This is a genomic window from Flavobacterium sp. CLA17 (assembly GCF_013112255.2).
GTDB lineage: Bacteria > Bacteroidota > Bacteroidia > Flavobacteriales > Flavobacteriaceae > Flavobacterium > Flavobacterium circumlabens.
Window position 1 is genome coordinate 1,663,556 of record NZ_CP068294.1, and the last position, 20,660, is coordinate 1,684,215.

The following is a 20,660-nucleotide window of genomic DNA, read 5'->3' on the forward strand; positions in this document are numbered from 1 at the left end:
ATTATTTAATCTGTGCTAATCCTTTAATCTGTGGCAAAAATAAATTAAGCAAACGTTTTAACAATCCGCCATATTTACGGCAATTGCCAAACCGCCTTCAGAAGTTTCTTTATATTTGGAATTCATGTCTTTTGCGGTTTGCCACATGGTATCGATTACCTTGTCTAATGGCACTTTTGCATTTCTCGAATCAGTTTCCAGCGCTAACTCGGCAGCATTTATGGCTTTTATGGCACCCATCGTATTTCTTTCAATACATGGAATCTGAACGAGACCGCCAATTGGGTCACAGGTCAGACCTAAATGATGTTCCATGGCAATTTCGGCAGCCATCAGAACCTGAGCAGGACTTCCGCCCATTAATTCACAAAGTGCAGCAGCAGCCATAGAAGACGAGACGCCAATTTCTGCCTGACAACCGCCCATTGCGGCCGAAATGGTAGATCCTTTTTTGAAGATACTTCCGATTTCTCCGGCAACCATCAGAAATTGTTTGATTTCCTTTTCTCCGGCGTCATGGTTTTCGATTACCAGATAATACATTAATACAGCCGGAATTACACCTGCACTTCCATTGGTTGGTGCTGTTACGACACGCCCCAGGGATGCATTTACTTCATTCACGGCAAGTGCAAAACAACTTACCCATTTCAGGATCTGACGAAATTTTACTTCGGTTTTTCGAATTTCTTCCAGCCAGGTTTGTGGAGAACTATAATTGGATAAACCGATTAAATTCTGATGCATATCGAAAGCTCTTCTGCGAACGTGTAAACCGCCCGGAAGTATTCCTCCGGTATGGCAGCCAATATACATACATTCCAGCATCGTGTTCCAGATGCGCATTAATTCGGAGTGAATTTCTGCTTCCGTACGCATTGATTTTTCGTTTTCGTAAACAATTTCAGAAATCAGTTTGTCCTCAGAAAGGGTATAGTCTAAAAGTTCCACTGCATTTTGAATCGGGAAGGGGAAGGCACATTTTATAACTTCTTTGATTTTGGCATTTTCGCGTTCTTCCTTCACAACAAAACCGCCGCCAATAGAATAAAAAGTCGATTCATATTCAGAGTCATCGGCTTTGTAAGCGGTAAATTTTAATCCGTTGGCATGGAAAGGAAGAAACTCTTTATTGAAAACAATGTCCTGAAGAAAATAAAACGGAATCGTAATCTGATTTCCCAGAACGATTTCATTTTTGTCTTCGATATTTTTTATAATTCCGGCAATATTTTCAACCGGAATATATTCGGGATCCTGACCACTTAAACCTAACATAACAGCCAAATCGGTAGCATGGCCTTTTCCGGTTAAAGAAAGGGATCCGTATAAATCGACTTTTACCCGTTTAATCTGGTCTAAAATTGATTCGTTTTTTAGCTCTTCCAAAAAACGTTCGGCCGCACGCCAGGGACCAAGTGTATGCGAGCTTGAAGGCCCGACACCAATTTTAAGCATATCAAAAACAGAGACACATTCTTCCATTGTTCAATTTTTATTAAGACAAAGATAATTGAATAATGCAAAGAAGTTTTATTATCATTTATAAATCTTGCGGTTTTGTTAAAAAAGATATTAAATTTTAATAATTTGACAACGAAATAAATTTAAATGCTTAATATAGAACTTTCGTAAAAAGTTCGTCGTTTTTTTAGGTATTTTTGTACTGAAGCATATACTAAAGAATTTGATTTTTTTATCCTTTTAAAAAAATCAGTAAACTAAAACTTCCGTGGGTTTCATTTTAATTGATACGCCTTTTTTACGAACAACTAAAATACCACCAAGAAGATAAAATTACACTAATGATAGAATTTTTTCAGCATTTTTTACAAGAATTTGAATTACCACTAAGCAATCCAGTATTAATTTTTTCGTTGATACTTTTCATTATTTTATTGTCCCCGATTTTATTAAAGAAAATAAATATTCCCGGTATTATTGGTTTAATAATTTCCGGAGTAATCATCGGACCTCACGGGTTAAATATTCTGGCAAAAAACTCGGCGGTTGATTTATTTTCAACAATAGGTCTTTTGTATATTATGTTTATTGCAGGTCTGGAACTCGATATGAACGAATTTAAAGCCAACAAAAATAAGAGTTTATTATTTGGTTTTTTCACCTTTATCTTTCCACTAACAATCGGATTTCCGGTTTGTTTTTATTTGTTGCAATACGATTTTAACGCCAGTTTTTTAACGGCAAGTATGTTTGCCACGCATACTTTGGTAGCCTATCCGATCGTAAGTAAATTAGGAATCGCCAAAAATCAGGCGGTTGCCATAACTGTTGGCGGAACGATTCTGACTGATACTGCGGTTTTAATCATTCTGGCGATTATTATGGGAAGCAGTCAGGGCAACCTGAACCAGGCTTTCTGGATAAAATTAGGCGTTTCGCTGGCCATTTTCTCAGCGATTATGTTTTTGGTCATTCCAAGAATTGCCAAATGGTTCTTTAAAAAACTGGAAAGTGAAAAACACGCTCATTATATCTTTGTACTTTCTGTCGTTTTCTTTGCAGCCTTTTTGGCGGAAGTAGCAGGAGTGGAACCTATAATTGGAGCTTTCGTTGCCGGTTTGGCATTAAACCCTTTAATTCCGCATTCCTCTGCTTTAATGAACAGGATTGAGTTTATCGGAAATTCATTGTTTATTCCGTTTTTCCTGATTTCTGTTGGAATGCTGGTTGATATCAGCGTGATTTTAAGTGGACCAACGGCTTTGATTGTCGCCGGAACACTGAGTGTTGTTGCTATTTTCGGAAAATGGATTGCCGCCTTTTTTACACAGGTCGTTTTTAAATATACCAAAACCGAAAGACAGCTTATTTTCGGATTGAGCAGTGCGCATGCCGCGGCAACCCTGGCGGTTATTCTGGTAGGTTTTAAAGCCAAAATTCTGGATGAAAATATCTTAAACGGGACGATTATTCTAATTTTAATAACGTGTATCGTAGCTTCTTTTGCTACTGAAAAAGCGGCTAAGAAAATTGCAATCTGCGAAGAAGAAGTTTCTCACGAAGATGCCAATAAAGATCAGATTTTAGAAGAACATATTCTGATTCCGCTGGCCAAAACTTCGGCAACGGCAGGTCTTTTGGATTTTGCACTTTTAATAAAGGATAAGAAATCAACCAATCCGGTCACTTTGCTGACTATCGTACCCAATAATGATCAGGCCGAAATTAACATCCTGAAATATAAAAAAGCGGTTGATAAGTTCGTTATTCAGGGTTCTGCTTCAGAAGTGAAAATCAATACCATTGCCAGAATTGACCATAATCCGGCAAGTGGAATTGCCCGTACTTCAAAAGAAATTATGGCAGATATTGTCATTATTGGCTGGCCACGAAAAACGGGTTTCCTGGATAAGATTTTTGGGGAAAACGTAGATTCAATTATTAACAATGTCGATAAAAGTTTGTTTATCTGCAGGTTTCAAAAGTCATTTATAGAAGAAAAAAGACTGGTTTTCATTTGTCCGCCTTTTTCTGAAAGAGGCGTAGGGTTTCATCTTTTACTTCAGAAAATTTGTCGTTTATCTCAGGAATTAAGCATTCCAATTGTTATTTATGCGGAATATAAAACACATCAGACGATTTCGCAGATTGCGACTAATTTAAGGTTAAATGCGAAGTTAGCTTTCAAAAGTATTTTGGACTGGGAGGATTTTGAAGCTATTTCAGATGAAATCACGCCGACTGATTTAATTGTATTTAATTTATCGCGTAAAGGTTCTGTTTCCTATCAGTCAATCTTTGATAAACTGCCTCAGAAATTCGAAAAATCATTTGATGATAATAATCTGATTTTAGTGTATCCGCAAGATGATCGTAAAGCCACTTCTATGGATGCTTACGAGGATTTTACGGCTACACCATTAACAAAAGGTCTTGAAGCGATTGAGCAAATCGGTAGAGGGTTGGGTAGTATTTTGAAGAAAAGCTAGAATAATAAGTATGGCAAGGAATTTTTTTATAATAATAGTGATGTTTATAACTCTTATGACATCAGCACAAAATAAAATGAAACAGGCTGACGAACTTATAAATAAAGCTGATCCGGAATGGACTGTTGTAGAAGACTGGATTAAAAATGCAAAAAACAAAGTAGAAGTTTTACCGGCAGACGCATCAAAAGCAAAAGAAGCTTTGTATCAAACACAAGTTACAACCCACTCACCAATGGGAGCAATTGTTTTTATGACCGGAGGAATTTTGATTGATGATGGCTGGATAAGAATTTTAGGTTCCGGAAACGCAAAATTTAACAGAACGCTGCCTGACTGGAATAAAGGAAAATCATTTAAAGAGTTTGGTGAAAACCCTTCTTTTTTATTGATTGCAGATGATGCAGTCGGAGGTTTTTATATTTTGAACGGAGGAGCATTAGGGAGTGATTCCGGGAAGGTATATTATTTTTCACCTGATAATCTGGAATACGAGCCACTTGATATTACTTATTCGGAATTCCTGCAATTTTGTTTTGGTAACGATTTGGAGAAGTTTTATGAAGGAAGCAGATGGAAAGGATGGAGAGCAGAAGTTTCGAAATTAAAGGGTGATGAAGTTTTTAATTTTTATCCCTTTCTGTGGAGTAAGGAAGGAAGCGATATCGATAAAAATGCAAGAAAAATTATTCCCATTGCCGAACAGTATAGTCTGAATATGGATTTAAGGAAACAAATGGGTTTTGATAAATAAACCAGGTTTGAACATTAATTTCAAAAAACATAAAAATGGAACATAAAATCAAATCAATCAGGCCTTTTATTGGTGCTAAAGATTTCGAAATATCAAGAAGTTTTTACCGTGATCTTGGATTTGAAGAAACGGTTTTAGAAGCTAATTTTTCGGTTTTTAAAAGTGATGAAATTGCCTTTTATCTTCAGGATTACTACACAAAAGAATGGATCGAAAACACGATGGTCTTTCTTGAAGTCGATGATGTGGAGCGTTATTACCAGAATTTGCTGGAACTTAACGTAACAGAGAAATATGGTGTGAAATTAACTCCAACACGTCATTTAGACTGGGGAAGCGAATGCTTTCTGCACGATCCGTCGGGTGTTTTATGGCACTTTGGGAAGTTTAATAAATAGTTTTTTTTGCCACGAATTTCACGAATTGGCACGAATTGTATTAAAATTAAGCATATTTCAATTCGTGAAATTGCTTTGCCTGTTGACTATCGCTCAGGTCGTAGCAAAAAAATGTATCCTAAAAAATCAAATAATGAAATCTGCTAAATGAATTGTTTTTCCTTTCCTCTGATACCAATCATTATAAACTAATTCTAAGTTTTCAACCTTAAATTCACCAAAATCAAAATCACGGAATTTTGCGACGGCCTCGATTAATTGCTTCGAATGCTGAAGTTCTTCCTGAAATCGCATTACGGTAGAATGTGCAGCGGAGATAGTATAGCGGCTGTCTATAGTTTGTTGTAAAGTTGAATTCTTAAAATTCTCCCGCAGTTTATTTCGTAAGTTATTCAGGGATTCATCAGTCGGAAAACCTTGAATCATCAAGGCAGAAGGAGAAGCTGTAACTCCTTTGAATTTAATTGTAATGCCGTCTAAATCTACCAGACTTTTACAAATAACTTCAATGTAATCGTTAGGCGAAATCTGATTTAACCGGAATTCCTCCGAACAGGAAATAATTGACATTACCGTAATGTGAATATCTGAATCCGGATAATAATATTGTGTAGGTTCAACTTCTTTTAAGGCTTCTAAAAACAACATAATCTTTGCTTTTACGGTATCGTTTGGGCGAATGAGCAGTGTTATTCCAAATCGGGAATCAGATTCGTTATTGATTTGAGAATCAGGAATGCAATTTCCGGCCAGAATAGCTTCGGAAGATTTTTTATAGAGCTGATTATAATGTTCGGTCAGATTCATTGGGGTTATTTGATTTTTCCTTTTTCTAAATTTTCCTGTAGCCTGAATTTTACAATTTTGGTAATTAAGGCAAATGGCATTGGTTGGTTTAAAGGAAATTGTACAGAACCTTTTCCTGATTTATATTTTGAAAGTTCCTCTTTGAATGTTTCATGACCGCTGGGCAAAGTATAAAGGCCAATGTGATTTTTTTGTTTCAGGTTTCAGGTTTCAAGTTCCGTACAGAACCTGAAACTTGAAACTTGAAACTTGAAACTTGAAACTTGAAACTGAGAACTCCTCCTACGCCAGCCCTTTTGGAAATCTGTCCAGCACCAAATTAAGTTGAATATGATGTTCTAAATAGGCTTTTGCACCGGCTAAAACTAAAGTAAAACCTTCAGTTGAATTTCGGACCTGATCAATTATGGTGTCAGAATCTCCTTTTAGACCTGAATTGGTGATGCTTACAAAAGTTTCGCTTTCGTTTAACGGGGTAAAAATCCATTCTACTAAAGTGATTTCATCCGGATTTCCCCATTCGATCACAATCTTCTGATTTTCTTTGATCACTTTCGTTAAGACCGTCAGCGAAAAGCCATACATTTCCCAGGTCCATTCAGTCGATTGGTCTTCTTCTAATTTTCCCGAACCCTTGCTAAACCAAAAGTTACTGGTGATTTCGGGATTTATAAAAGCCTGAAAAACTTCTGAAACAGGTTTTCTTATCAGCATTTCGGCTTTTGCGAATTTATTGTTCTCGGTTTTCATAGAATATAAATGTAAAATGTTTTTGTAAAATGTAAAATGTCATCTGAGATCTGAGACTGAGACCTAAAACCTCTAATTTATGAAATTTAATTTTAAGGTTTATATTTTCTCTTTATCAATCCATTTTCCGGTAGTTGGCGCTACGTAATGCTTCATTTTGTGTAATAAATCCTCGATATTGTCACTTACCAAAAGCATTTCTTTATTGACGTTTTTCAGGAAACCTTTATCGACCATGGTCTGGGTCAGTGCTATTAGAGAATCATAAAAGCCGTTTATGTTTAAAATCGCAATGGGTTTTTTATGTAAGCCTAATTGCGCCCATGTCAGCATTTCAAATAGTTCTTCGAGAGTTCCGAAACCACCCGGAAGTGCAATGACGCCATCGCATAAATTATTCATTTTGGTTTTTCTTTCGTGCATGCTTTCGACTAAAATTAATTCGGTCAGTCCCTGATGTGCAATTTCTTTGGAACGCAGGAAATCGGGTAAAACACCAATTACTTTTCCGCCTTCACTGAGTGTTCCGTCTGCCACTGCACCCATCAGGCCTACATTGGCGCCTCCGTAAACCAATTCTATATTATGCTGGGCCAGTGTTTTTCCTAGCAAGGCCGCTTGTTCTGTGTATATTTCTTCCGTTCCAAAGCTGGAGCCGCAGAATACAGTAATTCTTTTCATGCTGTTTTTGTTTTATTCTTGTTTTTTTATTTCGTACACAAAATTATGACGGGATGGTTCGTTGTAATAAGCGACCTCTATTTCTTCTGTTTTTACGGCACCGAGTTTTTCTATTGCTTTTTGGGAACGGTAATTTTCTGCCCCAATATGAAACTGAACTTTATCGACAGATTTAAAAGCATAATCCAGCATCATTTTTTTTACCTGAGCATTAAATCCGGTGCCCCAAAACTTTCTTCCGTAAAAAGTATAGCCGATAAAAACACTTTTGTTTTCCGGTTCATAGTCGTAAAATCGGGTACTTCCGGCTATTTCGCCTATATTTTTATCGACAATAAGAAACGCGCCCTTGCTTTCCATGGCACCTTCAAAGAAATTTTGGAAAACCTCTCTTTCATAGCGGTTTTTATTCGGATGCTGCTCCCAGATTAAAGGATCTGAAGCAACTGTGTAAAGTTCTTCAAAATGATTTTCCTGCAAAGGAATTAATTTTGTCAGATCATCTTCTAAAGTTTCAGGCTGTAGATTTAAAAGGGATGTATTCATTTTGAGCGGTTTTTAAAGTTATATTTTTTTCATCTGAACACAGGAAACATTTTCCAGTTTTACTTCTTTTCCCGTTTTTTTAAGCAAGCCCGTTTTTGGATTCCGTTTGAAAACAATAACATTTCCGGTAAGGACATTGGATGCGATCAGGAATTTTCCGGTTTCATCAATTGCAAAAATCCGGGGATGTTTTCCTAAAGTCGACTGATAGCCAATACTTGTCAAAAGTCCGTTGGCATCGATAGAAAAAATGGCAATGTTGTTTTCTTTCCCTCTGTTGGTGGCATATAAAAATTTTCCGTCAGGCGCAATATGAATGTCTGAACTTTCAAAACCTTCGGTAATGGAATCCGGATGTGTGTTGATGCGCTGGATCTTTTTTAAACTTCCGTTTTCATATTGGTAAACACTTATGGATCCTGACATTTCTTCGATACAATACCCGAATTTCTGATTCGGATGAAAAGTCAAATGCCGCGGTCCGCTCTCCGGATCTGTTTTGGTAAAGGGAATGGGGGCTTCAACTAAAGGCTGTTTCAGGGTTTCATCAAATTGATAACAACGGATTTTATCAGCGCCCAAATCAGGCAGGAATACATAATCAAATTGTGGCGAAAAGATGGTAGAATGAATATGGGAACGGGTTTGCCTTTCTTTATGGACACTTCCATCCTGATATTGAAAATTTTGCACAATAGAATCTATTTTGCCATTTTCCAACAAAGGATGAACCGAAACACTTCCTTCGGTATAATTGCCATTTACAAGCCATTTACCACTTTTATGAACCGAAACGTAAACCGGATTTTCGCCGCCACTGGACTGTTTGTTTAAAAAAGTTAGGGTTTTATTTTGTGGATTAAATTCGAAACTGCTGACGCTTCCTGCATTTGGTGTTTTACTGTCCGTGCAGGCATAAACGTATTTTCCGTTTGGGGATACAGTCAAAAACGACGGATTGATCAGGTTTTTTGCTGCAGTTATTTTGGTTAGCTTACCCTTTAAAGTATCCAGCTGATATATGACAATAGATTCTGCCGCTTTATCCCTGTTGTAGGAACCTAAAAAAACGTAGGTGTTTTGGGAAAAGGCAGTGCATGATAGTAGTGAAAAAAGTACGAACAGATTAAATTTTAATTTCAAGTTTTTCGGTTTTAAGGGTTATTTTAATCATTTATTCTACGCCTTTCCACCACTGCTGAAATTGCTGATTTTCATTTTTCAGTTCGACTAATTCACCGATCATTGGCGTAATTAACGGAATTGGATTTTCTGATAAATCATTTAATTCCGTCACTTTTTTCAAAGGTTCATCCCACGGATGCAGGGCCAGTGCGAATTTTGAGGAATGTACCGGAAAAACTCTTTTTGCTTTGAGGTCTTTCATCGCTTTGATGACATCTTCGGGCAAATTATGAATATATCTCCATGCAGGATTGTACTGACCGTTATCGATTAGTGCCAGATCGAAAGGGCCAAATTTAGCGCCAATTTCTGCAAAGTGAGTATCATAACCGCTGTCGCCGCCGAGATACATCTTAAAATTTTGGGTTTCTAACACAAAGGAAGTCCAAAGTGTATTGCAGCGTTTAATTCCCCTGCCCGAAAAATGTCGGGACGGAGTGGTATAAAGTGTCAGATTGGAATCAAGTTCTATTTTTTCATGCCAGTCTCTTTCGATAATATCGTTTGTTGGAAAGCCCCAAAATTCAAAATGTGAACCCACACCAAGCGCACAGATTACTTTTTTGATTTTTGGCTTCAGTTTCAAAATCGTTGCGTAATCCAGATGGTCATAATGATCGTGAGTGATTAATAAATAATCAATTGAAGGAAAATCTTCAGCCGTGTAAATATCAGTTCCTTTAAATGCTTTTGTAGTTCCGTAAACAGGAGAGGCGTTGCCGCTAAAAACGGGATCTATCAAAAATCGTTTTCCTTCAAGCTGAATGAAATAAGAAGAGTGTCCAAACCAGATTAAAACATCCTGATCAATCGCAAGTTCCAGTAAATTGGTCTTGATGGAGGGAATTAAATCTTTCGGAATTTTTCTGTCTACCTTTTTAAACAAAAAATCAGAGATGATATTAAAATAGCCGTAACCTTCTGCAAGTTCAGGCGTGAAGTTTTGGTTTTCGAATCTGCCGTTTTTAAATTGTGGTGATTTTTGTAGTAAAGCCAATCTTTCACCAGCTGGTTTTTTACCATATCGAGGATGTTTGAAAACGTAAATAAGGAAGGCAAGTAAAAGAATCAGTAGGGTAATAGCCATAGTGGTATTTAATTTGAGGGATATAAATTTTTTAAATATTCGAATGAATGTAAAATCATTTTTTTTAGTACTTCAGGTTCAATGTCGGCTAATTTTTTAATATAAATACAACCTTTTGAAGCTTTATGTTTTCCTAATTCAGAAAGTATTTCTTCTCTGTTTTCGGGTGAAGTATAGAGGTAAAGTGAAATGGCAGCTTTTCTTGGCGAAAAGGCAACAAGCGGTGCATCACCTTCATGGCCGCTGGCATATTTATAGTGGTAACTCCCGAAACCAATAATACTGGGTCCCCACATTTTGGGTTCGAAACCTGTAATTTCCTGCATTATGCTGATCAATTCAAACGCATCCTTTTTTTTCGTCTCTTCTTCAACGAAAATATTTATAAAATCAACAACATTGCTTTGGGTTTCGGTAGTTTTATTCTTTGCCACTGTGTTTTATTTTAATTCAGTACATCACTTTTCAAAAGGATATTTTTGATCTTAATCTCAGCATTATATAACAAATCTGAATTTTCGTTGGTCTGATTTTCCAAAATAATCAAACTGACATCACTTTTTGGGAAATACAAATTTACAGAAGAAAAACCATCCCCTAAACCGGTATGGCCTCTATATTTTGGCGTTTCTTTGTCTACAATTCTCAGTCCGTATCCGTACCCTTGTTTTTCTTTTCCAAAAATATTGTGCTGTGCTTTTATATTGTAATGAATCATGAGTTGGTACGATTCGGGCTTCAGTATCTTTCCTTTGTGAAGATTGTTGTTCCAGATAGCCAAATCATTTACGGTAGAAATAATTCCATTAGATGCGACACTTTCAGATGTAATTATAGATTCTTCGACCTTTTTGAAAGTATTGTTCGTATTGAGGTAACCTGATACTAAGTTTTTATTTTCGTTTTTAGAATAGCAAAAAGTATTTTTCATTTGTAACTTCTTAAAAAGTGCATTGGCTACTTCCGAATAACTTTTTTTAGCCGTAAACGCAATAATCTGACCTAATAAACCATAACTTAAATTACCATATTTAAAATCTGTTCCGGACTTGAAAAGCAAAGGTTTTTGCAAATCTGTGATTCCATGTGAATGATTCAATAATTGATGGACCGTTACAGAATCTGCCCAGGGCTGGGTTAGATAAGGCAGGTATTTTTTTATGGGAGATTTCAGGTCAATTCTGCCTTTCTCAACTTCTTTCAAAATCAACACTGCTGTAATTTGTCTGGTGTTTGACATGATTTCAAATTCGCTGTCGATTGTCAACGCTGTCTTTTTATCAAAATCAGCAAAACCCTGTACTTTGGTATAAACTGTTTTTCCTTTTTTGGAAATAACGACAACACCATTAAATTTAGGTTCCGTAACTTTAATCAAACTGTCTATTTGGACGTTTAATTGGTCTTTTTTTTGCGAAAATGAATGGTTACTTAACAGTAAGAAAAGGAAAGAGAATAAAAAGGAAGCTCGTAGCATTAGGGTTATGTTTGGATTTAGTTTGTTTTATAGTTTTCAGTCTCGGTCTCAGTCTCAGTTTTCAGTCTCAGTAGCAAACTGCGATTGAAAACTGCGACTATATTAGAACATTCCGTTTTCGTTGATCATTTTAGCAGGAACGGCTTGTCCTAAATCCCAAAGTTCTACTATTTTATCAGATTCAAACCTGAAAATATGAACTACTGCAACACCGTGGTCCTTGCTGTTTTGCTTTACATGCGAATGTACGGCAACCATTTCTTTATCTCCAATCGTATGATGAATTTCAAAAATCTTATTTGGATTTTGCCGGGACGATTCCTCCATTGCCAGCATCAAAGTATTGGCATCTCCTTTAAAATAAACATTATGATGCTTAAAACCCACACCCACATAAAGGCGAAATGCCTCATGCGAATGCCCTTTTGCTGCCAGTTTCAAAAAGTCCTTTGCAATATATTTCTTAGTCATGATTTCAAAAATTTAAAAGCTAACTAAGTTATGAAATAACGGTCTAAAAATTTAAATAATTATTGCTTAATTAACTTTTACCACGAGACGAAGTAGCGAATTTATGAAAATTATGAATTGTTTTCAGAAGGAGAAGATTTCTTTTATTAGTTAAAAGATTGTCTGAATTCTAAAGGAGAAACCCTTGTTTTGGTTTTGAATAATTTACTGAACGACTGCTGATGCTCAAAACCCAGTTCAAAAGCAATTTCGCTAATCGATAAATCGGTTGTGGAAAGTTTTTCTTTTGCTTTTTCGATCAATTTATCATGAATGTGCTGTTGTGTGCTTTGACCGGTGAGTGTTTTTAGCAATACGCTTAAATAATTGGGAGTGACATTTAAGGTTTCTGCAATATAATGAACTGTTGGTAAACCGTTTTTAGTCAAAGTATTAGTGCTGAAATACTCCTCCAGCAAGTTTTCTAAGCGGGCCAGAATCTGATGATTGCTTATTTTTCGTGTAATAAACTGGCGGTTGTAAAAACGTTCTGCATACGTAAGCAGCAATTCAATTTGAGCGATAATAACATCCTGGCTGAATTTATCAATATTTGACTGATATTCCTGCTGAATATTTTTGATTATATTGATAATCATTTTCTCTTCTTTGTCTGAAAGATGCAGGGCTTCATGAACCGAATAGCCAAAATACTCGTATTGTTTGATCTTTTTAGCAAGCGGTGTATTCCATAAAAAATCAGGATGGATCAATAAAGACCATCCTGTATGTTGTAACTCTGCATTGCCTTCTATAGAAAAAACCTGACCCGGCGAGATAAATAACAAAACCCCTTCCTTAAAATCATATTCCTGCTGCCCGTATTTCATTTTGGCATTTGCACCTCGTTTTAATGCAATCGAATAAAAGTCAAGCATTAGGCTTCTCGGTTCATTTTCGTTCAGATATTTTAAATCTTCGAAATTATAAACGCTCACTAAAGGATGCTCGGGTTTTGGCAAATCACGAAACTCATGAAATTCGCTGATACTTTTTATTCGGAGAGGTTGTTGATTTGCCATAGGCTAAGGTACTTATTTCTGATTATAAACGGAAGCAAATTCTTTGGCGTAATCAGCCAGTTTTGTTTTCCCCATTACTGCGGGCCTGTTTTGGTAATAATCTTCACCGAGCAACCCATTGTAAAGTCCGGCGTACATTTCGATCAGGCCTGCTGCGATTTTTGGCTGCATTCCCACATTTACTAAACCGTTTAAGGCTTCTTCATCGCTGATTAAAACCCATTTCAAATCCGGTTTTCCAATTGCGGTACCTAAAATGCGAGCCGTTTCATTGCCTGTAAGTTCCTCACTGGCTACATAACGTACTTTTTTGCCGTTAAGCGGAGTTGTGATTTCTTCTGCAATGGCAGACGCAATGTCCAGTGGAGAGACAAATGGTATCGTTTTTTCAGCTCCGTAATTCGTAGCAATAACTCCCTGAAATTTAATCTGTGGAATATAAGCTTCTAAATTATAAAAGAACGAAGTCGGACGCATAAACGTAATCGCGACGTCTGTAAGTTTGTTCAGGACAGCTTCAATTTCGTGATAACGAAGAATAATACCCGAATTTTTCTCTAAATGAGCACCAATACTACTCAAAAAGACCACGCGTTTTACGCCTGATTTTTGGATGGCTTCGGCATAATTATTTCCGATTGTACGTGTAAAAGCATCCAGGTCAAGATTAGGATCGAAATAATTGGCTCTTGGAACCATACAATATACGGCATCTGCTCCCGTAAAAGTCTTGGTCAAGAAAGCGGCATCTTCTACAGAACCAATGGTTGCCGAAGCTCCCAGGATTTCAATTTCTGCTTGTTTCTCAGTGTTGCTGCTAATTACCGTAACCTGATGTCCTTTTTGCACTAACTCCTGAGCCAGTGGCTTGCTGATGTTCCCCAGGGAACCTGTAATAATAATTTTCATTTGTCTGTTTTTTATGATGTGACAAAGTTCTGCAACATCATAACAAGAGCTGTAGTCAAATCTACTATTATCTTAGCCTAAAACAAGAGTAATGTCTTTTTGGAATTATTTTGTCGACAATTTCTTTTCGTTTTCGGTTTGAGGTTTGTCTTTGCCATTTGGCTGACCTTTGCCGGTTGTAATAAGTTTCTTAAGGCTGTTTTGAATGTAATTCGTCCATGAATCCCTGCAGATTTCAAAACATTCATAATCGGGAACTAAGCCAAAATGGGTGAAACGAAGTTCTGTTTTTCCATCTTTTTCCGCAATTTCAAAAGTTGGTTTAGTACCTGTCCATTCTTTTTCGTCTTCCGTAAACTTAAAATAGTTTTCCTCTACCAACCAGACTATTTTGCGGTTGGGAATCACTTCAGTCAATTTCACTTTACAGCGATGCACATCTTCGTAATGATATTGAAAGGTATCATTCAATTGAGCTGTATTTCCTTCTATTTCCTCCGACCACCAGCCACGAACGTTGGTAACGGCATTAAAAACGTCCTCCGCAGAATGATCAGTGATAAGAGTTGTGGTAAAATCCTGTGTACTCATAGTGTATGATTTTAGAAATTAATAAAACAAATTTACATTCTATAAATCAATAACTTAGGTTGTTTAAGGACAATTTTAAGGGTAGATTCGGACAGATTTTTTAGATTTTTAGATTTTTAGATTTTTAGATTGTTGGATTTTTAGATTGTTGGATTGTTGGATTGTTGGATTTTGAATTTTGGAATTTAAACTTTGGAATTTATTACAGACGAGTTTATTTTATTCGAACGTATTCAGATTGATAGCAATCATGGCATTCGTCATTTAAATATAATTTGTTGTCTTTAATTTCAAAAGATTGACTGGTTCTGTTCTCGATTACAATCATTTTTTTGTTGTCGCCGTAAATTGAATTTTGGGTTTGTATGGAAAAAGTATTTTCAGACAGCAAATTTCCATTTTCATATTTTTTTATAGTGGAGTTTGAAATTTCAATAGTCATCGTCTTTTTCTCCGATGCGGGAGTAAGGTTTACGGTTCTTTTAAACCTAAACTTGATGGAAATTCAACAATATAAATCTCTTTCATAACCTTAATTATTTAGTGATAAAGTTATTAAATATCTCTGTTTTTTTGGTTGAAAGAAAAATGATTATTTAGGTTCTTTTTCAATTGTGATGGTGAGCCTATTTTTTTGTTGTTTTATGTTTATCATTTGACCTTCAATGAATCCAAGTTCTTTAAGCCATTTACCAGCAAGTCTTATTACAGGAGTTGTTGTGATTTTACGATTTCTTGATTTGTATATCGCGTGAATTTTTAGTTTTCTTGAATTTATCATTGTCATATAATTACATAAAAAATGTGATCTCGTGTCATAAATCAAATGTCATTCAAATTGCCGAGAAATCTGTCATATTAAAATACGACATGTTTATTATTTATATAATTTAAAAGAAAAATAAGTCAAAAAAATATTGAACTGACTGGTTTAAAATTATTTTAGGAACAAAAAAATCCGACCTGCTTTCACAAATCGGATTTAGTACTAAAAATTGAAATGAATTATTTTTTAGGATTCTTTACATTTTTATCGGTATCCATCATTTCCATCAGTTTCAAGCCTAACAATCCGCTGATAGAGCCATCAGAACCACCATTTCCGGTGATTAATACATCCGGAATTACTTTGATGTTTCCTTTACCAATTTCTTCGGTTACTTTGTATCGGGTGAAATTATCGCCACCCATCGCCGTAACTTGTAATTGATACGATTCAGCTGTAGATTTACCAATTGCCATAATCTTTTCAGCTTCGGCTAGACCGGTTTTAGAGATTCTTTCGGCCTCAGCGCTTGCGGTAAGTTTGGTCGCTTCGGCTTGTGCTCCGGCTCTCGCTTTTGTTGCTTCGGCCTCCGCATTAGCACGCATTTTTGTCGCTTCGGCTTCAGCGTTTACATTTAGTTTTAAACTGGTTGCATCTCCTTCTGCTTTTTTAACGGTGGCATCTGCCGTACGCTGTGCGATTTCAACACTTTGCGAAGCGCGAACGATTTCTTTCTGCATATCGGCAATTGCCGTTTCTTTTTCCATTCCCTGACGTTGTTCCTGCGCCATTCTTTGCGTTTGGTAGGTTTTTTGTTCTTCTTCGGCCAATTTTCTGTCGGTTAGTGTTTTCATTAAGGAATCCGGCGGAACGATATCACCAATTAAGGTATCAACGGCATTTACATTGTATTCGTCCAAGACCAGTTTGATGTGGTTTTTGGCAGATTCCTGACGTTCTTTTCTGGTCGACAGGAACGAAATTACATCGCTGTCCTGAGCCGAGTTTCTGAAATAGTTACCAATTGTTGGTTCTAAAACCTGAGAAACCAGATTGTTCATGCTTCCGAAACGGGCAATAACTTTTGGTGCTTCGGCAGCCGGAACGTGAATGATTTGTGCGACATCCAGATTAAACGGGAAACCATCTTTTGAACGAACGGTAATTGTAGACAGATTTTTATCTAAATCATGAGATTCACTTCTTGCATTCGCCCAGTTTAAAACCAGGTTGGTGGTCGGAACGGCTTCCAGTTTAGTGGTGTATTTGTTTAAGGCATATTTTCCAGGGCCTAGTGGTTCCATCCAAACCCCACGCTGTCCTTTTGAAACAATATTTCCGTGTTTGAAAGTATCACCGGTTACATCCTGTCCGTCTTCGCCAATATACGAGATTACAACTCCAACATAACCAATAGGTACATCGGTCATTGGATTCTGTTCAATCAGGATTGCCCATGTATTGATGTAATAAGAACCTGCCAGCATCACCTGAGGCTGTAAACCACGGTTTCCGCCTTTGTCCAGAAACTGATCGAAATCCTGAAAGTTGTTGTGCCCTTCTACAAATTTTCCTGCAATTTGCCCTTGCGGAATTGGTTCACCATCGAGAGCCGTAACGATTCCGATCATGTTTTCGTAAATCTTGATCTGATCTGCCATTACAATTTCAAACAGAAATGTATTAATACGATACGAACCTGTGGTAATAAACGCAGTCTGACGTCCTTTCTGACCGCCATTGTTTAAGAAAGCTGTGGCGTCCTGAAAGTTGTCGCTGTCTACTTTTCGGGCCAGGATTCGTCCGGTTGGTATTTCCTTTCCATCTTTAGATAAAACAAGCCCGATTTTGCCTTCCGGAATGATCGTAAAACCCGTCATGTCTACCGTATATTGCCAGATCCACATTCCCCAGTACAATCCCGGGGCTAAAGTTTGCGCCTGGTAACCAGCTTCCCCTTTTGTAGCGATAATTCTGCTATCGGGAAGGGATTTGTCGGCACCAAACAAAACGAATTTTTTGGTCACGAGACCAATTTTGTCTTCGGGAACGATTACCATTCCGAAGAACACACGAAGTACAAATTTGTAAAACAAGATGGAGAATACAAGTAAGAGTACCCACCAATAAGAAGTAATTTCAGTCATAGTTATTTAAATTTATACTACAAACGTAATCGAAATATTTCCTATTAAAATGAAATATTTTTAAAATTAACATTTGATGATTTTGGACTGAAAGTGTTAAAATTAATTCGATTTTATATCGTTGGAATTGTCATTTTGTGACACGATTTTTTGCTCTGTCAACTATGATTGGTATTTTGGGTTTTAACAATTTAAAAGGGGAATTGTTTTGTTTTTGACAGGCAATAGGAGGGAAAGAGTTTGGATGATTTTACAAACTAAAAACAAGATGCTCAAAAAAAATCCGATTTGCTTTTGCAAACCGGATTTTAGTTCAATTTTTAGTATTTCTATTCCAGCTTTTTTATAATCTGTGCTGCTCCATCTTGTAAACCTTTGTAATAATCGCCTTTTTTTAATTCCGGAATTACAAAAGTGGAGATGATACTTTCTACTTCTTTGTCGCTAAGTTTATTGCGTAATTTGTCAATTCCGCGAATTTGTATCTGCCTTAATTGTTTGCTTATGACCAGTATAATGGAAGCGTCAATTTTCAGGCTGGTATTGAGATATTTGTCAAGGTCTAGAGAGTAATCGCTAAGATCTGTGTAATGACTTATTGATGGAGTAGTCACTATAACAATTTTATGTCCGGTTTTTGTTTCACAGGATTTTAAAGTTGCACTTAAAGTTTGTACTTGTTTTGGAGTCAGGATTTTTTCGAAGTCATTTACGTAATCGTATTTTTTTCCGAAGATGTTTTGTGGTTCCGTTTTCGTTTGTGCAAAAAAGCTATTCGAAAAAAGAACAGAAAGCGCAATAATGAAAAATATTTTTTTCATGGGTAGATTTGTTTTGGGGAGCCGCAAAACTACCACTTTATTGTTAGAATTTGTCCTGTAATTTGATACTAAAAGGTTAATGTTTTTATTTACGGGATTCTGAAGTGCTTGCCTGTTGTATGCCGCACCAGGATTTGATATTTAAAGCATTAAAATCAGGACATTTTTTGGCTTCTTCTTTAGATAAGGAGATAATTTCTTTTTTGTTTAATCCTGAATTATAGTAATAATTGTTGTAGTCCTCTCCGTAAATCCAGGCATCACTGGATCCGTTTTGCATCACCTTTGCGTTAAAAATAAAAGTATTAGATTCTTTTGGAATATAATAAGCGGGATCAATTAAACAGCCCCAGATATTTCCAAAAAAGGAAGAGCCAAACAGTGCAAAGAGAAAAATGATTAATAGTATTTTTACTGCGGATTTTTTATATTTCATTAGAAGATTTTATCTCAAGTGAAAATAGAAAAAAAATCCGACTTGCTCCTGCAAACCTGATTTTTAAATAATGCGAATAATAAATCTCACGCAAAGGCACGAAGGAGAAAAGTTTTTTAGTTTTTTTATTCATTTGTTTCTTTAGAAAAAAAATGAATAGTCTTAATCGACTTAGAGATAATTTGACAAATAAATACAGCCCAACCAGATAAAGACCATTTAAGCAAAGAGCTTCCCTTTTTTCAGAAATCAGACGTAAAAACTTTGCGCCTTTGCGTGAAAATGAGCAAAGACATCCTAAATAAAAAAATCCGACTTGCGTTAGCAAAACGGATTTTTTAAATTGAAAATTATATGTAACCGTAAAACGGTTTTGTATTACAAGTGAATTACTTCGCCGTAAGCATCAGCCACAGCTTCCATAACGGCCTCACTCATGGTTGGGTGAGGGTGGATTGATTTTAGGATTTCATGACCTGTAGTTTCCAGTTTACGGGCTACAACTGCCTCAGCAATCATATCTGTAACTCCGGCACCAATCATGTGGCATCCTAACCATTCTCCGTATTTGGCATCGAAGATTACTTTTACGAATCCGTCTGAATTACCGGATGCTTTTGCTTTTCCGGAAGCAGAGAACGGGAATTTACCAATTTTTAAATCGTATCCTTTTTCTCTTGCCTGTTTTTCGGTCAGACCAACAGAAGCAATTTCAGGAGTTGCGTAAGTACAACCCGGAACGTTTCCGTAATCGATTGGATCTACGTGTAATCCTTTAATTTTTTCCACACAGTTGATTCCTTCAGCAGAAGCTACGTGAGCCAAAGCCTGTCCAGGAGTAATGTCTCCAATTGCGTAGTAACCCGGAATGTTTGTTTGATTGTAAGCGTTTACTAAGATTTTATCTCTGTCGACAGCGATTCCAACTTCTTCTAAACCAATGTTTTCAATGTTTGTTTTGATTCCAACGGCAGAAAGTACGATATCAGCTTCAAGGATTTCTTCTCCTTTGGCTGTTTTTACAGTTGCTTTTACACCAGCTCCCGAAGTATCCAATGATTCTACAGAAGAACTCGTCATTACTTTTATACCTGCTTTTTTCAAAGATTTTTCAAATTGTTTTGAGATATCTTCGTCTTCTACGGGTACCACGTTTGGCATGAATTCGACAATAGTAACATCTGTTCCCATTGAGTTGTAGAAATGTGCAAACTCCACTCCAATTGCTCCTGAACCTACAATAATCATAGATTTTGGCTGCGTTGGTAAGGTCATTGCCTGACGGTATCCGATTACTTTTACACCATCCTGAGGTAAGTTTGGTAACTCACGGGAGCGTGCTCCGGTTGCAATGATAATATGATCGGCACTATATTCGGTAACTTTATTGTCTTTGTCTGTAACGTCCAGTTTTTTTCCCGGTTTTAGTTTTCCAAAACCTTCAATAACGTCAATTTTGTTTTTTTTCATCAGGAACTGAACCCCTTTGCTCATTCCTTCTGCAACATTACGGCTACGTTGTACAACTGCAGGGAAATCTTTATCAAAGTCAGAAACTTTTAATCCGTAGTCAGAAGCGTGTTTCAGATAATCAAAAACCTGAGCCGATTTTAGTAATGCTTTTGTCGGGATACATCCCCAGTTCAAACATACACCACCTAAGTTTTCTTTTTCAACTACAGCTACTTTAAAACCTAATTGTGAAGCTCTGATTGCTGTAACATATCCGCCGGGACCACTTCCTAAAACAATAACGTCGTATTTCATTTTTTTTTCTTTTAGTATTTACTACCGAAAATGAAGTTTTTGAATCCGAAACT

23 protein-coding genes are annotated in these 20,660 nt (G+C 36.6%); 3 read left to right on the forward strand and 20 right to left on the reverse strand.

The window, feature by feature from the left end; genetic code table 11:
* Nucleotides 1-57: 57 nt before the first annotated feature.
* A complete protein-coding gene (locus tag HAV12_RS07330) occupies nt 58-1,485 on the reverse strand; it encodes an L-serine ammonia-lyase (protein ID WP_171569076.1) in 1,428 nt (475 codons plus the stop codon).
* Between the two features lie 320 nt (nt 1,486-1,805).
* Here HAV12_RS07330 and HAV12_RS07335 point away from each other — a divergent pair, with 320 nt between their 5' ends.
* From HAV12_RS07335 to HAV12_RS07345, 3 genes are read left to right on the forward strand one after another with little or no spacing between them, the layout of a single operon-like run.
* Nucleotides 1,806-3,953 (forward strand): cation:proton antiporter, encoded by a 2,148-nt coding sequence (locus HAV12_RS07335; RefSeq protein ID WP_132034801.1) that lies wholly within the window; start codon nt 1,806-1,808, stop codon nt 3,951-3,953.
* Between the two features lie 55 nt (nt 3,954-4,008).
* Nucleotides 4,009-4,707: a DUF2625 domain-containing protein gene (locus tag HAV12_RS07340; protein ID WP_240345244.1), complete on the forward strand. Its 699-nt coding sequence runs from the start codon at nt 4,009-4,011 to the stop codon at nt 4,705-4,707.
* A 35-nt stretch (nt 4,708-4,742) separates the two neighbouring features.
* Complete coding sequence (locus tag HAV12_RS07345; RefSeq protein WP_171569078.1) at nt 4,743-5,105, forward strand: VOC family protein; 363 nt, start codon at nt 4,743-4,745, stop codon at nt 5,103-5,105.
* 126 nt (nt 5,106-5,231) lie between these two features.
* Here the strand turns inward: HAV12_RS07345 and HAV12_RS07350 are convergent, their stop codons facing one another.
* The 19 genes from HAV12_RS07350 to lpdA all read right to left on the reverse strand — a co-directional run bounded on the left by HAV12_RS07350 (nt 5,232) and on the right by lpdA (nt 20,607).
* Nucleotides 5,232-5,912 carry a 2'-5' RNA ligase family protein gene (locus HAV12_RS07350; protein ID WP_171569079.1) on the reverse strand — a complete coding sequence of 227 codons (681 nt, stop codon included), beginning with the start codon at nt 5,910-5,912 and terminating at the stop codon, nt 5,232-5,234.
* A 5-nt stretch (nt 5,913-5,917) separates the two neighbouring features.
* The gene (locus HAV12_RS23050; RefSeq protein WP_370528480.1) at nt 5,918-6,079 is read right to left on the reverse strand and encodes an iron chaperone; all 162 of its coding nucleotides are present in this window, start codon (nt 6,077-6,079) and stop codon (nt 5,918-5,920) included.
* A 115-nt stretch (nt 6,080-6,194) separates the two neighbouring features.
* Nucleotides 6,195-6,662: an SRPBCC family protein gene (locus HAV12_RS07355; RefSeq protein WP_132034806.1), complete on the reverse strand. Its 468-nt coding sequence runs from the start codon at nt 6,660-6,662 to the stop codon at nt 6,195-6,197.
* 99 nt (nt 6,663-6,761) lie between these two features.
* Nucleotides 6,762-7,343: a TIGR00730 family Rossman fold protein gene (locus tag HAV12_RS07360; protein WP_171569080.1), complete on the reverse strand. Its 582-nt coding sequence runs from the start codon at nt 7,341-7,343 to the stop codon at nt 6,762-6,764.
* 12 nt (nt 7,344-7,355) lie between these two features.
* On the reverse strand, nt 7,356-7,889 hold the full coding sequence (locus HAV12_RS07365; protein ID WP_171569081.1) for a GNAT family N-acetyltransferase: 534 nt from the start codon (nt 7,887-7,889) through the stop codon (nt 7,356-7,358).
* Nucleotides 7,890-7,907: 18 nt separating this feature from the next.
* Nucleotides 7,908-9,032: a lactonase family protein gene (locus HAV12_RS07370; RefSeq protein ID WP_171569082.1), complete on the reverse strand. Its 1,125-nt coding sequence runs from the start codon at nt 9,030-9,032 to the stop codon at nt 7,908-7,910.
* 31 nt (nt 9,033-9,063) lie between these two features.
* Nucleotides 9,064-10,161, reverse strand: a complete 1,098-nt coding sequence (locus tag HAV12_RS07375) for an MBL fold metallo-hydrolase (RefSeq protein WP_171569083.1) — start codon at nt 10,159-10,161, stop codon at nt 9,064-9,066.
* 8 nt (nt 10,162-10,169) lie between these two features.
* The gene (locus tag HAV12_RS07380; RefSeq protein WP_171569084.1) at nt 10,170-10,595 is read right to left on the reverse strand and encodes a DUF1801 domain-containing protein; all 426 of its coding nucleotides are present in this window, start codon (nt 10,593-10,595) and stop codon (nt 10,170-10,172) included.
* Nucleotides 10,596-10,606: 11 nt separating this feature from the next.
* Nucleotides 10,607-11,539 carry a serine hydrolase gene (locus HAV12_RS07385; RefSeq protein WP_240345245.1) on the reverse strand — a complete coding sequence of 311 codons (933 nt, stop codon included), beginning with the start codon at nt 11,537-11,539 and terminating at the stop codon, nt 10,607-10,609.
* 201 nt (nt 11,540-11,740) lie between these two features.
* Nucleotides 11,741-12,109: a nuclear transport factor 2 family protein gene (locus HAV12_RS07390; protein WP_132034819.1), complete on the reverse strand. Its 369-nt coding sequence runs from the start codon at nt 12,107-12,109 to the stop codon at nt 11,741-11,743.
* A 146-nt stretch (nt 12,110-12,255) separates the two neighbouring features.
* Entirely contained in the window at nt 12,256-13,170 is a 915-nt protein-coding gene (locus HAV12_RS07395; protein ID WP_171569086.1) for an AraC family transcriptional regulator, read from the reverse strand.
* A gap of 12 nt (nt 13,171-13,182) precedes the next feature.
* On the reverse strand, nt 13,183-14,079 hold the full coding sequence (locus HAV12_RS07400) for an NAD(P)H-binding protein (RefSeq protein WP_171569087.1): 897 nt from the start codon (nt 14,077-14,079) through the stop codon (nt 13,183-13,185).
* Nucleotides 14,080-14,184: 105 nt separating this feature from the next.
* The gene (locus tag HAV12_RS07405; protein ID WP_171569088.1) at nt 14,185-14,670 is read right to left on the reverse strand and encodes an SRPBCC domain-containing protein; all 486 of its coding nucleotides are present in this window, start codon (nt 14,668-14,670) and stop codon (nt 14,185-14,187) included.
* Between the two features lie 214 nt (nt 14,671-14,884).
* A complete protein-coding gene (locus HAV12_RS07410; RefSeq protein WP_171569089.1) occupies nt 14,885-15,112 on the reverse strand; it encodes a hypothetical protein in 228 nt (75 codons plus the stop codon).
* A gap of 150 nt (nt 15,113-15,262) precedes the next feature.
* Nucleotides 15,263-15,451, reverse strand: coding sequence for a SymE family type I addiction module toxin (locus HAV12_RS07415; RefSeq protein ID WP_171569090.1), 189 nt, complete (start codon nt 15,449-15,451; stop codon nt 15,263-15,265).
* A 224-nt stretch (nt 15,452-15,675) separates the two neighbouring features.
* Nucleotides 15,676-17,583 carry an SPFH domain-containing protein gene (locus HAV12_RS07420; RefSeq protein ID WP_171569091.1) on the reverse strand — a complete coding sequence of 636 codons (1,908 nt, stop codon included), beginning with the start codon at nt 17,581-17,583 and terminating at the stop codon, nt 15,676-15,678.
* 329 nt (nt 17,584-17,912) lie between these two features.
* On the reverse strand, nt 17,913-18,404 hold the full coding sequence (locus tag HAV12_RS07425; protein ID WP_171569092.1) for a YgcG family protein: 492 nt from the start codon (nt 18,402-18,404) through the stop codon (nt 17,913-17,915).
* 85 nt (nt 18,405-18,489) lie between these two features.
* On the reverse strand, nt 18,490-18,840 hold the full coding sequence (locus HAV12_RS07430; protein WP_171569093.1) for a hypothetical protein: 351 nt from the start codon (nt 18,838-18,840) through the stop codon (nt 18,490-18,492).
* 378 nt (nt 18,841-19,218) lie between these two features.
* On the reverse strand, nt 19,219-20,607 hold the full coding sequence (gene lpdA / locus HAV12_RS07435) for a dihydrolipoyl dehydrogenase (protein ID WP_132034843.1): 1,389 nt from the start codon (nt 20,605-20,607) through the stop codon (nt 19,219-19,221).
* Nucleotides 20,608-20,660 lie beyond the last annotated feature (53 nt).

What these genes read in the sequence shown, in the direction of transcription:
- HAV12_RS07330 (WP_171569076.1), bottom strand. Translation starts at nt 1,485, where the DNA reads ATGGAAGAATGTGTCTCTGTTTTTGATATGCTTAAAATTGGTGTCGGG.
- HAV12_RS07335 (WP_132034801.1), top strand. Translation starts at nt 1,806, where the DNA reads ATGATAGAATTTTTTCAGCATTTTTTACAAGAATTTGAATTACCACTA.
- HAV12_RS07340 (WP_240345244.1), top strand. Translation starts at nt 4,009, where the DNA reads ATGACATCAGCACAAAATAAAATGAAACAGGCTGACGAACTTATAAAT.
- HAV12_RS07345 (WP_171569078.1), top strand. Translation starts at nt 4,743, where the DNA reads ATGGAACATAAAATCAAATCAATCAGGCCTTTTATTGGTGCTAAAGAT.
- HAV12_RS07350 (WP_171569079.1), bottom strand. Translation starts at nt 5,912, where the DNA reads ATGAATCTGACCGAACATTATAATCAGCTCTATAAAAAATCTTCCGAA.
- HAV12_RS07355 (WP_132034806.1), bottom strand. Translation starts at nt 6,662, where the DNA reads ATGAAAACCGAGAACAATAAATTCGCAAAAGCCGAAATGCTGATAAGA.
- HAV12_RS07360 (WP_171569080.1), bottom strand. Translation starts at nt 7,343, where the DNA reads ATGAAAAGAATTACTGTATTCTGCGGCTCCAGCTTTGGAACGGAAGAA.
- HAV12_RS07365 (WP_171569081.1), bottom strand. Translation starts at nt 7,889, where the DNA reads ATGAATACATCCCTTTTAAATCTACAGCCTGAAACTTTAGAAGATGAT.
- HAV12_RS07375 (WP_171569083.1), bottom strand. Translation starts at nt 10,161, where the DNA reads ATGGCTATTACCCTACTGATTCTTTTACTTGCCTTCCTTATTTACGTT.
- HAV12_RS07390 (WP_132034819.1), bottom strand. Translation starts at nt 12,109, where the DNA reads ATGACTAAGAAATATATTGCAAAGGACTTTTTGAAACTGGCAGCAAAA.
- HAV12_RS07395 (WP_171569086.1), bottom strand. Translation starts at nt 13,170, where the DNA reads ATGGCAAATCAACAACCTCTCCGAATAAAAAGTATCAGCGAATTTCAT.
- HAV12_RS07400 (WP_171569087.1), bottom strand. Translation starts at nt 14,079, where the DNA reads ATGAAAATTATTATTACAGGTTCCCTGGGGAACATCAGCAAGCCACTG.
- HAV12_RS07405 (WP_171569088.1), bottom strand. Translation starts at nt 14,670, where the DNA reads ATGAGTACACAGGATTTTACCACAACTCTTATCACTGATCATTCTGCG.
- HAV12_RS07410 (WP_171569089.1), bottom strand. Translation starts at nt 15,112, where the DNA reads ATGACTATTGAAATTTCAAACTCCACTATAAAAAAATATGAAAATGGA.
- HAV12_RS07415 (WP_171569090.1), bottom strand. Translation starts at nt 15,451, where the DNA reads ATGATAAATTCAAGAAAACTAAAAATTCACGCGATATACAAATCAAGA.
- HAV12_RS07420 (WP_171569091.1), bottom strand. Translation starts at nt 17,583, where the DNA reads ATGACTGAAATTACTTCTTATTGGTGGGTACTCTTACTTGTATTCTCC.
- HAV12_RS07425 (WP_171569092.1), bottom strand. Translation starts at nt 18,404, where the DNA reads ATGAAAAAAATATTTTTCATTATTGCGCTTTCTGTTCTTTTTTCGAAT.
- HAV12_RS07430 (WP_171569093.1), bottom strand. Translation starts at nt 18,840, where the DNA reads ATGAAATATAAAAAATCCGCAGTAAAAATACTATTAATCATTTTTCTC.
- lpdA (WP_132034843.1), bottom strand. Translation starts at nt 20,607, where the DNA reads ATGAAATACGACGTTATTGTTTTAGGAAGTGGTCCCGGCGGATATGTT.